The 13,706-nt window shown below is 63.2% G+C and carries 13 protein-coding genes; 4 read left to right on the top strand and 9 right to left on the bottom strand.

What is annotated here, in order from left to right:
- Nucleotides 1–3: 3 nt before the first annotated feature.
- The 5 genes from HWX53_RS16405 to HWX53_RS16385 all read right to left on the bottom strand — a co-directional run bounded on the left by HWX53_RS16405 (nt 4) and on the right by HWX53_RS16385 (nt 5,535).
- Nucleotides 4–1,119, bottom strand: coding sequence for a metallophosphoesterase (locus HWX53_RS16405; protein WP_175942732.1), 1,116 nt, complete (start codon nt 1,117–1,119; stop codon nt 4–6).
- A gap of 32 nt (nt 1,120–1,151) precedes the next feature.
- Nucleotides 1,152–1,703, bottom strand: coding sequence for a hypothetical protein (locus HWX53_RS16400; RefSeq protein WP_175942730.1), 552 nt, complete (start codon nt 1,701–1,703; stop codon nt 1,152–1,154).
- Between the two features lie 50 nt (nt 1,704–1,753).
- Nucleotides 1,754–2,542: a hypothetical protein gene (locus HWX53_RS16395; RefSeq protein WP_175942728.1), complete on the bottom strand. Its 789-nt coding sequence runs from the start codon at nt 2,540–2,542 to the stop codon at nt 1,754–1,756.
- 141 nt (nt 2,543–2,683) lie between these two features.
- On the bottom strand, nt 2,684–4,066 hold the full coding sequence (locus HWX53_RS16390; RefSeq protein WP_175942726.1) for a sigma-54 dependent transcriptional regulator: 1,383 nt from the start codon (nt 4,064–4,066) through the stop codon (nt 2,684–2,686).
- A complete protein-coding gene (locus HWX53_RS16385; RefSeq protein ID WP_175942724.1) occupies nt 4,051–5,535 on the bottom strand; it encodes a HAMP domain-containing sensor histidine kinase in 1,485 nt (494 codons plus the stop codon). The genes HWX53_RS16390 and HWX53_RS16385 overlap by 16 nt, the downstream gene beginning before the upstream one ends.
- A 171-nt stretch (nt 5,536–5,706) precedes the next feature.
- Here HWX53_RS16385 and HWX53_RS16380 point away from each other — a divergent pair, with 171 nt between their 5' ends.
- Complete coding sequence (locus HWX53_RS16380; protein WP_175942722.1) at nt 5,707–6,075, top strand: antibiotic biosynthesis monooxygenase family protein; 369 nt, start codon at nt 5,707–5,709, stop codon at nt 6,073–6,075.
- Between the two features lie 92 nt (nt 6,076–6,167).
- Here the strand turns inward: HWX53_RS16380 and HWX53_RS16375 are convergent, their stop codons facing one another.
- Both HWX53_RS16375 and HWX53_RS16370 read right to left on the bottom strand, forming a co-directional pair.
- Nucleotides 6,168–6,464 (bottom strand): putative quinol monooxygenase, encoded by a 297-nt coding sequence (locus tag HWX53_RS16375; protein ID WP_175942720.1) that lies wholly within the window; start codon nt 6,462–6,464, stop codon nt 6,168–6,170.
- Nucleotides 6,465–6,479: 15 nt separating this feature from the next.
- On the bottom strand, nt 6,480–7,469 hold the full coding sequence (locus HWX53_RS16370) for a zinc-dependent alcohol dehydrogenase family protein (RefSeq protein ID WP_175942718.1): 990 nt from the start codon (nt 7,467–7,469) through the stop codon (nt 6,480–6,482).
- On the opposite strand from HWX53_RS16370, the gene HWX53_RS16365 reads away from it, so the two are divergent.
- The 3 genes from HWX53_RS16365 (at nt 7,428) to HWX53_RS16355 (ending at nt 11,355) form a co-directional block, all read left to right on the top strand.
- The gene (locus tag HWX53_RS16365) at nt 7,428–8,477 is read left to right on the top strand and encodes a LysR substrate-binding domain-containing protein (RefSeq protein WP_175942716.1); all 1,050 of its coding nucleotides are present in this window, start codon (nt 7,428–7,430) and stop codon (nt 8,475–8,477) included. The two genes, HWX53_RS16370 and HWX53_RS16365, sit on opposite strands and share 42 nt — an antisense overlap.
- Before the next feature lie 250 nt (nt 8,478–8,727).
- On the top strand, nt 8,728–10,080 hold the full coding sequence (locus HWX53_RS16360; protein WP_175942715.1) for an MFS transporter: 1,353 nt from the start codon (nt 8,728–8,730) through the stop codon (nt 10,078–10,080).
- Between the two features lie 354 nt (nt 10,081–10,434).
- Nucleotides 10,435–11,355 (top strand): NAD(P)/FAD-dependent oxidoreductase, encoded by a 921-nt coding sequence (locus tag HWX53_RS16355; protein ID WP_175942713.1) that lies wholly within the window; start codon nt 10,435–10,437, stop codon nt 11,353–11,355.
- A 25-nt stretch (nt 11,356–11,380) separates the two neighbouring features.
- Here the strand turns inward: HWX53_RS16355 and HWX53_RS16350 are convergent, their stop codons facing one another.
- Both HWX53_RS16350 and HWX53_RS16345 read right to left on the bottom strand, forming a co-directional pair.
- Complete coding sequence (locus tag HWX53_RS16350; protein ID WP_175942710.1) at nt 11,381–12,397, bottom strand: aldo/keto reductase; 1,017 nt, start codon at nt 12,395–12,397, stop codon at nt 11,381–11,383.
- A 35-nt stretch (nt 12,398–12,432) separates the two neighbouring features.
- Nucleotides 12,433–13,680 (bottom strand): ABC transporter substrate-binding protein, encoded by a 1,248-nt coding sequence (locus HWX53_RS16345; protein ID WP_175942708.1) that lies wholly within the window; start codon nt 13,678–13,680, stop codon nt 12,433–12,435.
- Between the last annotated feature and the right edge of the window lie 26 nt (nt 13,681–13,706).

The following is a 13,706-nucleotide window of genomic DNA, read 5'->3' as shown; positions in this document are numbered from 1 at the left end:
GGTTCACCAATGACGACCGTTCTTGTTGGGGCCGAGCTGCGAGCCGAGGATGCCGTGCTCGGGCCAGGGTTCCACGGCGTGCGCATCCGTGCCGAGCGCGGCGTGGTGCCTGAGGTGCTTGTCCGCATGCCCTGCCGGTTGCAGCGTGATCGAGTCCTCGCCGCTTCGCCCGTCAGCGGTGCGGGCAGTCACCGTCAAGCGCGCCCGGTAACCTGTTGCTGCAGCCGGAAGAACCGCTTGCCAGATGCCGGTCTCGTCGGCGCTGCGGGAGAACGGAATCGGCATGCCGTCGAGATGGCCGGTGACGGACACGACATCGTCATTGGAAACCAGCACGCGCACGCGCGTCGCGTCCACGTTTCTCGTCGCGGAGCGGCTGCGATGCAGCCTCCTGTCGGACGGACGCGTGATCATGACGAAGGGCCACGAGGCATCGAGCGGGTGGAACTTCCAGCTCACGACACCGCTATCCACCGCCGCGACGGAAAATCCCGGGCGACCATCGTCTTCTTCGATCTGTCCGGTCGAACGGGTCGCTGCATAGACGACCCAGCCGTCGTTGAGCAACTCGTTGTAGTGCGTGTGCCCGGTGTCGACCATCGCGACGTTCGCGCGCGCGAACGCCGAAGCGAGCGCGTGTCCATCGGCGATATCGCCGGGATAGGCGTGCATGAAGACGACGGGCAGCTCCGGGTCGCGAGCGGATAGCGCGAGCTCTTGCTCGAGCCACTGAAAATCAGGACCCGACAGCCTGAAGTCCGGCCCGCCCCGTCCCGCGGATACGACGTCCAGAAAGATGCACCGGTGGCCCTTCACGATGCGCGACATCGGCAACGCGGCGTTAGCAAAGGCGTTGAAGGCGTCGAGGTGGCCGGGCTCGTAATCGTGATCGCCGGGTATCGCATGAAGCGGCAGCGTCAGGCGGGCCACTTCATCGGCTATCTTGCCGTACTGCTCGGGCGTGCCGTTGTTCGCGTTGTCGCCCGGAAGAAACGCGAAGTCCACCCGGTCGGACAAGTGGCGATTGACGAGGCGGATCATCGACTTCAGATGATCGAGACTCTCGTACTGGTCGTCGCCCGAGGCATGAAGGTCCCCGAAGTGCACCCAGCTCAACATGACACATGCTCCTTGAACGAATGGACAGTCCGTCAGGCCGCTTCGGGCGCGTCGATGAGTTCGGCTATTTCATCGACTTCGATCGTGCGGCCGCGCCGGTTCTTCACGCCGTGTCCCCAGGCGTGAACGTGCGCGCCCGGACTCAGGTAAGCCGCCAGTTCGGCCGCGGCATGAGGCGGCATGCGCAGCGACGTGCCATCGTCCAGCAAGGCCCCGCGTAATCCGCCTTTCGGACCGAACAGGGAAAGCACCACTTCGCCGAAGGCTTCCATCGGTTTGCGTTCGACGTGTGGTTTGTGATGCGTCTCGCCGCCCGCATGCGGACCGTCGTCGAGAATCACCACGCCTCGGCGCGTCGTCAGCGAAACGGCGGCGATCATGTCTGCATGGCGAGGCTTGACGCCGCGCACGCGCACTTCATCGCCCAGCGCGACATGCCGCGCGAGCTGCTTCGACAAGTGCGGAGGAAAGTGAACCTGACGTGAGCCGATGACGAGGCCGTCGATTTCACCGTGAGCATTCAATAGAAAGTGCGTGACTTCGCCGCGTGTTTCGGGAAGGCTTGCAGGGTCGATCCAGTGCATGTTCGTTGTCCTTATTAAGTGTGAGTGGTAGATGATTAAGATAGCCCGCGTCAAGGCATGGGCGACGCGCGGTCGTAGAGCGGCGTCAGATTGCCCGGCGTGCCGAATGCCGTCGCCTGAAGCGCGGTGCCGTATTGATTGCGCGTGCCGTAGCCTTGCGCCGATACCGTCGCGCCGGCGCGAACCAGCGCCGGGAACCGTTGAGCCACGGGTGGCGTGAGCTTGATGACCGTGCCGTCGGACAGGATTACGCCATCGGGCTCGCCGCGAGGCGCGCTCGTGACGCGCGCCACCTGTCCTTGCGCGCTCAGGCGCGAGAGTCCTTCGGCGCGTGCGTCGCGGGGCCACGCCGGCGTGCCGCGCATCGGCGGCTCGTCGATCACTTGCCGGCCGCTCCGTGTATCGACGATGCGTTGCGCCGCGAAGCTGCCGTCTTCGTTGCGCCGGCCAGTCACCTGCACGGCATCGCCCCGGCGAACGGCCGATGTCAGTTGCGCGCTCATATGCGGAGGAAAGCGCACCAGCGTCCCGTCGTCGGTCATGAAGCCGTCGACATCGCCGTCAGGATTGGTGAGGAAGCGCGCGACGGTGCCTTGCGTGGTCGCCATCGAAGCGGCGTCGGCAAGCGGAGCCGGCGCTGCGCCCGGACGTGGCGGCGCAGGCGGAGGCGGAGGCATCGGCGCGCCCGCGACGGCAGGCGGCGGAGCGTCGGACGCCACCGGTCGCGGTGGCGGCGTTCCCGCGGACGGCGGCGGAACTTGGGCTGCGCAGCCAGCGCTCGCCGCGAGCAGGACCGCGAGCACGGCGCTTCTCGGGCTGGGGTATCGGGTCGGTTGCATGATTCACTCCTTACGCTTGACGAAGAGTGATCTGCAAGGCCTATGCCAATCGAGAAACGCCGATAACTCAATGCTCTGCGGCCAATAAGCGGTTCGATGTGTCAAGGAACCCGACAGCGCATGTCCAGTTCCTTGACGACTTCAGGCGCCAGCCGAAGCCTCGGACATGCCGAGCGCCGACATGCGCGTATAGAGCGACTGCCGGCTGATTCCGAGCCGCCTCGCCGCCTCGGCGCGATTGCCGCCCGCCGCCGACAGCGCGTGGACGATCAGCGCGCGCTCCAGTTGCGCGACCGCTTGCGGCAGCGGAAGCTCCAGCAAAGCCTGCGGAATTGCGTCGTCCGCGTTGTTTCGCGGCGCGGTCGCGGTCAGAAACGCGAAGTCGTCGCGCGTGAGCACCTGTCCGGCGCCGAGCGCGCTCGCCCGTTCGATCGCGTTGGCAAGCTCGCGCACATTGCCCGGCCAGGCGAACGTGGCGAGCAGGCGTTGAGCATCGGCTGACAGATGCTTGCGCGCGACATCCGTCGATGCCGCCGCGAGGAAGTGCTCGGCCAGCGGCAGGATATCGGCCACGCGCTCGCGCAGCGGCGGCATATGCAACGGAATCACGTTCAGACGAAACAGCAAGTCCTGCCGGAACGTGCCTGCCTGGACCATCGAAGCGAGGTCGCGATGCGTGGCGGCGACCACGCGTACATCGACCGTGACGACGCGGTTCGTGCCGAGCGGCGTGACCTGCCTTTCCTGGAGCACGCGCAGCAGCTTGGCCTGCATGGAGAGCGGCATGTCGCCGACTTCGTCGAGAAAGAGCGTGCCGCCGTGCGCCTCCTCGACTCGCCCGCGCCTGTCGCGCTGCGCGCCAGTGAAAGCGCCCTTCCCGTGTCCGAACAATTCGCTTTCGAGCAGGTCTTCGGGAATGGCCGCGCAGTTCACGGCGACGAACGGACCGCTTGCGCGAGCCGACGCGCGATGCAGCACGCGAGCGGCGATCTCCTTTCCGGTTCCCGTTTCGCCGGTAATCAGGACGGTCGAGTTCGTGCCGGCGGCGCGGCCGAGGCGCTTCTGCACCTCGCGCATGGCCTCGCTCACGCCGAGCAATTGCGGCTCGTCGGACGTGACTTCGTCCGCGAACGCGCGCGTGGCCGGCGCGTCCATCTGCGCGGACAGCACGCGATCGAGCAGCGCGGCGATCTCGTCGCGTCCGACCGGCTTGGCGAGATGCTCGAACGCGCCGAGACGCATCGCGCTGATGGTGTTGTCGCTCGTTGCGTGCGCGGTGAGCATCACCACCGGCACGGTCTGCAAACCGGGCGTCGCGCGCAGCGTCTCCAGCACGGCGACGCCGTCCGCGCCCGGCAAGCGGAAGTCGAGAAAGATGCAGGCAGGCGCCGCACGCCCGCGCAACCACTCCAGCGCTTCTTCGCCGGAACCCGCCTCGGCCGTCGAGTGGCCGAGGTCCTGCACGGTTTCCGCGAGGCCTTCGCGAAACGCGTCGTCGTCGTCGATGATCAGGATGGTCGCCATGGCAGATCGACCACAAAGCGCGTCACGTTGGAATCGTCGGCAAGGTAAGCGCGGCCGCCATGCGCCGACGCGATCTCGCGCACGACAGCGAGACCGAGACCCGAGCCTTCGGGCCGGCCGGTCACGAACGGCTCGAAGATCCGCTCCCGCTCGGCTGTGGCCACGCCGGCTCCATTATCGATGACTTCCAGCCTGAGCCTTCCGCCCTCTTCTGCTTCGACGCCGTATGCGCGAACCGTCACGTTGCCGCCCGACGGCGCGTGCCTGAGCGCATTCACGAGGAGATTGTCGAGCGCGCGGGCGAGTTGCGCCGGGTCGAAAACCGGCGGCGTCTTGCTAGCTGCGACTTCCAGACCCAGCGCGACGTTCCTGCTTTCGGCGCGCGATTCATGCGTATGAACGATATCGTCGAGCCAGCCGCGCAGATCGACTTCGCGCGCATGCACCGTGACCGATTGCGTCAGCGCGAGCAGGCTCGTCACCTGCGACTCGATGCGTCCCACTTGCTGGATGATCGTCTTCAACGCGGCTTCGCGGCGCGCGCCGTCGCCGGCCAGCGCGTTCTCCGCTTTGAGACGCATCGCGCCCGCCGGGTTGCGGATCTCATGCGCGATCTGCGCGGCCATCTTTCCCAGCATGCTGAAGCGTTCCGCCTGCGCGAGCTTGCGGTTCAGCGCGTCGGCGTCGCGCTTGAGCCGCTCGGCGCGGTCGGCGTAACGGTTGAGCGCATCGACGATCTGATCGAGATCGCGCTCGCCGATGCGCTCCAGCCGCTTGCCGCGTTCGAAGTCGCCGCCGGGCGCGAGCGATTGTTCGAGTAGCGTGAGGTTCTGTCTCCAGCGCTTCAGCGTCAAGGCGAGAAACAGCGCGAGCACGACGATGACGGCAAGCACGCTCGCCAGAATGGCGGTGGCGCGCTCGCCGTATGGTCCGAGCGGCGGGCGCGCGCGCGTCAGCGTCCATGCGAACAGCGCCGCGTGACGCGGCACGGGACAGGCCACCGCGAGCACGGCGTCCGTTCCGCTCGACACCGTTTCCGCGTGCAACGCTCCGGCGCTCGATGCGCTCTTGAGCGTACGAAGAATGAGCGGCGTCTCGGCTTCGGGAATATCGCGCTTGACGCCGCTGCCGCCATAGGTAGGAAATGCGTATGCGATGAAGCCGTTGGACGCGTTCGACGGCGGCTGGCTCGTCCAGAAGCCGCCTTCGATGCCTTCGGTCTGCACGAGCACGAGGTCGAGCACCGCATGCATCAGGTCGACGTTCGTTTCGCCCGAACGCTGCATCGACAGGTCGTAGCGCGACGCCACGGCCGTGCAGGCAGCTTCCGCTTGCTGCCTCGCGGCCACGACACGCTCGCCGAGCGCCGATGACAACATGAGCCAAACCGCGACGCTCAGCAGACCGCACAGCACGGCGATCAAGGCCCAGAGCGTGAGAAGCTGCGTGGAAAACGACGGTCTCGGCATGACAGGATCATCGGCGAACGGGAGTGGCGGCCTTTGAAGCAAGTCCTTTGCCAAGCACAGCGCTTATCGATGTCTGGTTCGGCACGGCGGGACCGATCAGATGTGGGAGCAGCGACGCGGCCCTCAATTCGATCATCGCTGTCATTGTCCTTTCGACCAACGGAGCCGACCATGCTGCAATTGAAACCGCTTGACCCTTCTTTTCCGATCGAGCGTCAACTTGGCATCGACGCTGCCCCTGTCGTTCTGGTGAATGTCTTCACGCTGGACCCGGCCGACGAGCAGGCCTTCCTGAAAGTCTGGCAGGACGACGCGGCATTCATGAAGCGGCAGCCGGGTTTCATTTCGACGCAACTGCACCGGGCCGTCGGCGAAAGTCCCACGTACTTGAACTATGCCGTCTGGGAGTCGAACGCGCACTTTCGAGCGGCATTCGGTCATCCGGATTTCAGGGCGAGCCTCGCCGCCTACCCTTCGTCGGCGATGACTTCACCGCATCTCTTTCAGAAGGTCGCCGTGCCGGGCATTTGCGTCGGATAGGATCGACTGGCCTTTGCTGGATCTCGACGTGATCGAGATCCGCATACGAAGGGCCGCCAGCGACTCAACGGGCCACATCGCTATCTAGCGAATCACACCAGCTCGCGAAGCAGTTGCACTTCGATCGGCCCTTCAAGGCGCGTCTTGAACGCCTCGGCCATCGCGAGAAAATGCGGTTCCTGCTCGTGTTTGGCGAGCGCTTCGCGGCTCTCCCATCTTTCGATGAACACGAACCGCCCGGCATGCTGCGGGTCCGTATGCGCGGTGTAAAGCCGGCAGCCGGATTCGTGACGCGTGGCCGAAACGCACGTTCTGATGATGCCTTCTACTTCTGCTTCCATCCCGGCTCGCGCCTGAACCGTTGCAACGACAGTGACTTCCTCGGACATGAGACCTGCTCCTCTTCAATTGACGATATCGATAACGACTTTGCCCACCGCTTCGCCCTTGTCCAGGCTTGCGTGAGCGGCTGCGGTGTCCGCAAGCTGGAAGCGGATGGGATCGACCACCGGTGACAGCTTGCCTTCATCCACCAGCGCTGCAATCTTGCGCAAGATGACGCCGTGGTCCTCGAGCCGCTGGCCCGTCAGCATCGGCAACAACATGAATATGCCGATGAGGTCCAGACTGCGCCCGAGCACCGGCGCGAGATTGTGCTGCCCCCATGCGGCGCAAGTAACGAGCCTCCCGTACAGGCGAGTCGCCATGGCGGACTGTTCGAGCGTCGGCCCGCCCACCGTGTCATACACGATGTCGAAGCCCCGGCCATCCGTGTATCGGCCGACATAGTCCTCGGTCGACATGTCGCGATAGGGAATCGCCACGGCGCCGAGGCGTTCTGCCAGCGCGAGCTTTTCGGGCGTCGATGCGGTCGCGAACACCTGCGCGCCGAAGATCTTTGCAAGCTGAATGGCGATATGGCCGACACCGCCTGCCGCCGCGTGGACCAGTACCTTCTCATCGAGGCTGACCTTCGCGCGATCCACGAGACCTTCCCAGGCCGTGATCGCAACGAGAGGGAGCGCAGCGGCTTCACGCATCGAGAGGCGGGCCGGTTTCGGGGCGACGAGGCGCGCGTCGACCACCATGTATTCGGCGAGCGATCCGGCTCTGCCTTTGACGCCGCCAGCACAGCCGTACACCGCGTCGCCCACGTCGAAACCTTCGACGCCTGCCCCGACCTTCGCGACGATGCCGGCGAAGTCCATGCCCAGGATCGCCGGGAGCGCGGGCGCGGCCGGGCCGAGTTCGCCGGCCTTGATCTTGAGATCCGCCGGGTTGACACCCGAGGCGTGCACGGCGACGAGCAGTTCGCCCGCTTGAGGTTCGGGGATCGGAAGCGTATCGAGCACGTGCCCTTCGACGCCGAATTCGTTCAATACAAAAGCTTTCATAGATGGACCTTCTTATCCGGAAGAAGGACGATAGCGCCCGCCACAGCATTTGCAAAACGACTAATTCCAATCCCGTGCATGAGCGAGGCTAATGCTAAGATCCGGCCTTTCTTTTCCGCGCACATCGCAATGACGACGCCTCGGCTCGATCTCGACAGCCTCCGAACCTTTCTGGCGATCGCGGACGGCGGGAGTTTCACGGCGGCGGCCGCCAGCGTCGGACGGACGCAATCGGCCATCAGCCTCAAGATTCGGAAGCTCGAAGAAGCGCTAGACAAACAGCTCTTCGAGCGCAACGCCCACCGCACGACACTCACGCCCGCTGGCGAACTGCTGCTGGGCTACGCTCGGCGCCTCGTTCGCGACAGCGACGCCGCGCTCGCGCACTTGCGGGCCTCTGAGGCGACGGGGACGATACGGCTCGGCATCGGCGAACTGTTCGTGCCGGATCATCTGCCGCGCGTGCTGACGCGCTTCAGGCAAGCGCATCCTAAAGTCCGACTGGAGGTTCAAGTGGGACTGTCGGCCGATCTGCTGGAGCACATGCGATCGGGAGCGCTGGAGGTCGTCGTCGCTAACCGCGAGGGAGATGAACGCGGGGGACGCGTGGTGTGGACCGAGCCACTGAGATGGGTCGCAGCCGATGACTTCGAGCTCGGCGAGAGCGGCCCGGTGCCGCTGGTGGCGCTGCCTCCGCAGTGTGCCTATCGGCGCATGGCCGTCGATGCGCTTGCGTCCGTCGGACGTCCCGCCGACGTCGTCTACGCGTGCACCAGTCTGCTCGGAGTCGAGGCGGCCATCGCCGCAGGGTCGGGCCTTGCCATACTAGGGCAGTCATCGCTCGCACGGAACCCGGGTTTGCGGGACCTGAGCCCGCACTTGCCGCCGCTACCCGCATGCGAAATCGCCGTCTATGGCGAGGCAGCGAATAACGGCCGCGCGTTGCGCGCGCTGATCCAGTTCATCGAAGACAGCTTGCGATCCGACTCGGTTCTGCGGAAGACATAGCCTAAGGGGCGCCGATCGCATAGCCGTGTTGAGCGGACTTCGCCTGTCGCAACTCGGCACTTCCCGCAGCTTGCGGCACGAGATGCGATCGTGTTACCTTTGTTACCGATAACATATCATCCGATCCGGCCCCGCCCCGCCTTTGATGTTACCGGTAACTATCGGTGCCCATTTCGAAGATGCAAGGGATGCGCCCCTTCAGGCGCAAGCCACGACTTAGCTGACTACACATAGTACGGAGACAAATACGATGCCAACCATCACTCAGGCTGCCGCCTCCAGGGCAGCCGTCGGGGACGAGGCCGAAGACCAGTTGTACCGGAAAGTCCTGAAGCGCATTTTGCCCTTGCTGCTGCTTTGCTACGTGGTCGCCTATCTGGACCGAGTGAACGTCGGCTTCGCGAAGCTGCAGATGCTGGATGCACTCGGACTCAGCGACAGCGTCTACGCAGTCGGCGCAAGCATCTTCTTCTGGGGCTATTTCCTGTTCGAGATGCCGAGCAATCTGCTGCTTCACAAGTACGGCGCGCGCTTCTGGATTGCCCGGATCATGGTGACGTGGGGCATCGTGTCTTCGGCGCTCGCCTTCATTTCGCCGCTGGCCAGCTTCTTCCATGTCGGAACCGGGACGATGTTCTACATCCTTCGTTTCCTGCTTGGCGTGTGCGAAGCGGGATTCTTCCCGGGCATCATCCTGTACATGAACTACTGGTTCCCGGCCCGGCGTCAAAGCGTCGCCATGTCTGGGTTTCTGATCGCGATTCCGGTAAGCCTTACCCTCGGCGGCGTGGTGTCAGGCTGGCTGATGGAGCACACGCACGGGCTGTTCGGCATGGGTGGCTGGCAATGGATGCTGTTGCTGGAAGGCATTCCGTCGATACTGGTCGCATTCGTTGTGCTGTTCCGCATGGGCGATGGCATTCAGTCCGCCAAATGGCTGACGGACGCGGAAAAGGCATTGCTGCACAAGAACCTTCAACAGGAAAGCGCCAAGAAGACGCATAGCGTCGCTGCGGCGCTCAAGAGTCCGCGCGTCTGGCTGCTGACGTTCATCCTCCTGACGTTCAACACGGGCTTTTATGGTCTGGCATTCTGGCTGCCGTCGATCATTAAAGCGTCGGGGGTGAAGAGCACGTTCAACATCGGATTACTGACGGCCATTCCGTATATGTGCGCCGTCGTCGCGATGATCTGGAACGGGGCACATTCACGCAAGACGGGCGAGCGGCGTCTGCACGCAGCCATTCCGGCGTGCATCGGTGGATTGGGCCTTATTCTCAGCGCTCACTTCGCGAACAATGTACCGCTGTCGATCTTTCTGTTGACCGTTGCGACTTGCGCGATCCTCGGCCTCATGCCGATCTACTGGACTTTTCCCGGACAGATTCTGTCCGGCACGGCAGCAGCGGCAGGCATTGCGCTCATCAACTCTGTCGGCAACCTGTCGGGCTTTACAGGCTCTATGATTACGAGCGTCGCCAAGGACTTGACCGGGAATATCAATAACGGGACGTATGCACTCGGGGCTTGCCTACTCGTCAGTTGCGTTCTGATTCTGGCGATTCCCAAGAACATGCTCAACGTCGAGCGAGCAGAACGCTAAAGCTGCGGTCCTCGAAAAATACGCAATGCCCACTCTTGAGTGGGCATTGTCGTTTTGGCTTGCTTCGAATACGGGGCACGAGTAGATAAGAACAGAACATCAGTGACTTGCCGTTCGCCGGTCATTCTTTCCAGATCTCCGCCTACTGGTTTCCCGCCTGGAAAATTCACCGATCGTTTTATTTCTCGCGTATAGAGACATCGCCACCCGGCGCTCATCTCAGACGGACCCGCCGTTCTTCATGCTGGGAATCGCTATTGCTCACGCAGTTTGAACGCAAGCGGCATGTCCGACAACGGCGTGCGCACTCCCATACGCAAAACGCAGGTCTATCGACCGAAAACGAAGACATCGATGAACGATCCGATCGATTGCATTATTGTCGGTGGCGGGCCCGCTGGCCTCACCGCCGCCCTGTATCTCGCGCGATTCAGGCGCTCGACGATCGTGATCGACGACGGTCACAGCAGAGCGTCTCTCATTCCCATCGTGCGCAACCTCGCTGGCTTCGAGAACGGCATCAACGGAAACGAGTTGCTCGCCAAGATGCGTCGTCAGATCGAGTGTTACGACGTGCCAGTGATCGAAGGACGCGTCACGACGATCTCGGAGGAAGACGGCAGGTTCTTCGTCGAATACGGCAGCAATGGCGATTCTTCGTCCCGCACCCTGATCGCACATCGCGCACTACTCGCCTGTGGAATTCGCGACAAACTTCCGCCGGTCGACGAGGCCGTGCGGCTGACGCAGCGCGGTTTGCTCCGTTTCTGCGCGATATGCGACGGATTCGAAGCGCAAGGCAAGCGAATCGGAATGCTAGGTCCGGCGTCACGCGCGCTGTCGCATGCGGTGTTCTTTCGCACGTTCTGTCAGCAGGTAGCAGTCATTGCCTCCGATCTGGATGCGCTGACACAGGACGAGCGTGCCCTCGCGTCACAGCATGCCATCGATCTGATCGCGACCGTGGCGCTCGATCTACCGAACAGCACCGAGGCGCCGCTGAACGTCGCCTGCGAGAATGGTCACCGACATGCATTCGATGCCATCTATCCGGTGCTCGGCTGCCTCACTCAAAACGACCTGTTGAGTGGCCTGGATGTAGAGCGAGACAGCGACGGAATGATCGTGACCGACAAGCATCAGCGAACGAGTTTGGATGGACTCTACGCTGCGGGCGATGCAGTGAATTCACTCAATCAGATCTGCGTCGCAGTGGGTGAAGCTGCAATGGCTTCGATGGCTATTCATCGAAGCCTGCCGGCTAATCCGCTATAGCGTGAGCGCGCTCTGACCTCAACTGCTATCCAGGCGTCGGCGCGTCGTGTCGAATCAACTCGCGACGTTTGAGCTCGGCCCAGAATTCCGCGGGTATCTGTGTGCGGAACGTCCGCAGGTTGTCTTCGAGTTGCGCGACAGTACGCACTCCCGGGATGCTGGTCGGTATCGCAGGATGCCCAAGAACGAATTGCAGCGCGGCGGCTTTGAGCGGCACCGAAAAATCCCGGCATACCTGCTCCATCTGGCGTACGCGCTCCAGAATGGCTTCGGGCGCGGGCGCATAGTTGTACTTGGCGCGCGGTATCGCGCCGGTCGCGAGGATACCGCTGTTGAACCCTCCACCGAGAACCACCGACACCTGTCTTGCTTCGCACAGCGGCAGAAAGCCGTCCAGCGCGTCCTGCTCGAGCAGTGTGTAACGGCCCGCCAGCAGCAGGCAGTCGAAATCCTGCCGGCGGATCGCTTCGTGAGCGACCTGCCACTCGTTGACGCCCAGCCCGACCGCCTTCACGACGCCTTCGTCGCGTAGCTTGAGCAATGCTTTCGATGCGCCCGCCATCGCCGCTTCAAACATCTCCGGCTGGCGCTCTCCGTGCGTGAAGACATCGATGTCGTGAATCAGCGCAATATCGATGTGCTCCAGCGCGAGACGTTGCAGACTGTCTTCGATAGAACGCATCGTGCCGTCGTAGCTGTAGTCGAAAGTGATCTCGAACGGCAGGCCGTCGACCCACGGCGCGAATTGAATGTCGGCGCGCTTGCCCGGCTTGAGCAGGCGGCCGACCTTCGTCGACAGCACGAACTGGTCACGCGGATACCAGCGCAGCGCCTGTCCGCAGCGCGCTTCGCTCAAGCCGTGTCCGTACATCGGCGCAGTGTCGAAGTAGCGTACGCCCGCGTCCCATGCGGCCTTAATCAAAGCCGCCGAATCCTCTTCGCTGATCGGCCTGAAGATGTTGCCGATCGGCGCGGCGCCGAAGCCCATCACCGTTGTTTCGAGCCCTGAGCGCGGCCATTTACGTTTGGCGACTGGATTCAAGTCTGTCTCCTGTTGTGAGTGAGATTGCGCGTCGCTTACTTGACCTTCGCGGCAGCGGCGAGCTTGCGCACGCCCTCTTTCGGATCCTCGTTCGAGTTCATGAAGTTCGTCACCACATCGGTGATTGCGCCAGCCGTGACCGGCGACTGCAGTTCACCGAAAGCGAGCGACGGCAAGAACCCGCCCGTCTTGATCGTCGCCTGCTCGTCTGCGCGAGACTTCTTGGCGCAGCTGTCGAACTTGTCCATCGGCACGTCCAGCCTGACAGGAATGGAGCCTTTATAGAGGCTGAATTGCTGCTGGAAATCCACCGACATGATCGTCTTCGCGAGCGCGACCTGTCCCGGTGTCGCGTCCTTCTTGCCGTTCTGCTGAAAGAACACGAAGGCATCCGCCGTGTACGTATAGGCGTTCGACGTTCCAGGCGCAGCCGCGCACACATAATCGACATCCGCCTTTTTGTTGGCATTGGCGAATTCGCCCTTCGCCCAGTCGCCCATGAACTGCATGCCGCCCGAGCCGGAAATGACCATCGCGGTGGCGAGGTTCCAGTCGCGGCCCTGGTAGCCCTTGTCGAAGTAAGAGCGGATCTTCTGAACGGTCTCGAACACCTGAATCATCTGCGGCGATGTCAGTGTCTTCTGATCGAGATCGACGAGGGCTTTTCGATAGAAGTCTGCGCCCTGTGACAGCACGACCGTCTCCCAGATCGTCATGTCTTGCCACGGCTGGCCGCCATGCGCGACCGGCGTGATACCCGCGGCGCGGAACTTGTCGGCGAGCGCGAAGAACTCCGGCCATGTATTCGGCGGCGTGCCGCCGACCTTGTCGAGGTCCGCCTTGTTGATCCACAGCCAGTTGATCCTGTGGACAGAGAAAGGCGCGGCCACGTAGTGACCGCCCGCCTTGATATCGCTATCGATTAGCGCGGGCGTGTGCGCTTTCCAGTCCGCCGCAGGCGCATCCACCGTGACGAGCATCCCTTGCTCGGCCCAGTCCTGAATCAGTGGCCCCTTAATCTGCGCGGCCGAAGGCGCATTGCCCGAGATCACCTGCGTCTTCAGCGCCGTCATGGCCGCCGCGCCCGCCCCTCCCGCAATCGCGAAGTCTTTCCACTCGTAGCCCTGTTTGCTCATGTCATCCTTGAGCACCCGAATGGCTTTCGATTCACCGCCCGAGGTCCACCAGTGAAGCACCGAAACCTGTTCTGCGGCGAGAGCAGCATGAGTGCCCGAGACAAGCAGCGCGACAGCCGTCGCAACCGACGTCAGTTGTTGTTTCATTGCAGTCTCCGAATTTATCGTTATGG

The organism is Caballeronia sp. BCC1704, assembly GCF_902833455.1.
GTDB lineage: Bacteria > Pseudomonadota > Gammaproteobacteria > Burkholderiales > Burkholderiaceae > Caballeronia.
This window is presented reverse-complemented; position numbering and strand designations above follow the sequence as displayed.

Excerpts from the sequence above, each read along its gene's own strand:
- HWX53_RS16395 (WP_175942728.1), bottom strand. The coding sequence starts at position 2,542 with ATGCAACCGACCCGATACCCCAGCCCGAGAAGCGCCGTGCTCGCGGTC.
- HWX53_RS16375 (WP_175942720.1), bottom strand. The coding sequence starts at position 6,464 with ATGTCCGAGGAAGTCACTGTCGTTGCAACGGTTCAGGCGCGAGCCGGG.
- HWX53_RS16370 (WP_175942718.1), bottom strand. The coding sequence starts at position 7,469 with ATGAAAGCTTTTGTATTGAACGAATTCGGCGTCGAAGGGCACGTGCTC.
- HWX53_RS16400 (WP_175942730.1), bottom strand. The coding sequence starts at position 1,703 with ATGCACTGGATCGACCCTGCAAGCCTTCCCGAAACACGCGGCGAAGTC.
- HWX53_RS16345 (WP_175942708.1), bottom strand. The coding sequence starts at position 13,680 with ATGAAACAACAACTGACGTCGGTTGCGACGGCTGTCGCGCTGCTTGTC.
- HWX53_RS16405 (WP_175942732.1), bottom strand. The coding sequence starts at position 1,119 with ATGTTGAGCTGGGTGCACTTCGGGGACCTTCATGCCTCGGGCGACGAC.
- HWX53_RS16385 (WP_175942724.1), bottom strand. The coding sequence starts at position 5,535 with ATGCCGAGACCGTCGTTTTCCACGCAGCTTCTCACGCTCTGGGCCTTG.
- HWX53_RS16380 (WP_175942722.1), top strand. The coding sequence starts at position 5,707 with ATGCTGCAATTGAAACCGCTTGACCCTTCTTTTCCGATCGAGCGTCAA.
- HWX53_RS16390 (WP_175942726.1), bottom strand. The coding sequence starts at position 4,066 with ATGGCGACCATCCTGATCATCGACGACGACGACGCGTTTCGCGAAGGC.
- HWX53_RS16355 (WP_175942713.1), top strand. The coding sequence starts at position 10,435 with ATGAACGATCCGATCGATTGCATTATTGTCGGTGGCGGGCCCGCTGGC.
- HWX53_RS16360 (WP_175942715.1), top strand. The coding sequence starts at position 8,728 with ATGCCAACCATCACTCAGGCTGCCGCCTCCAGGGCAGCCGTCGGGGAC.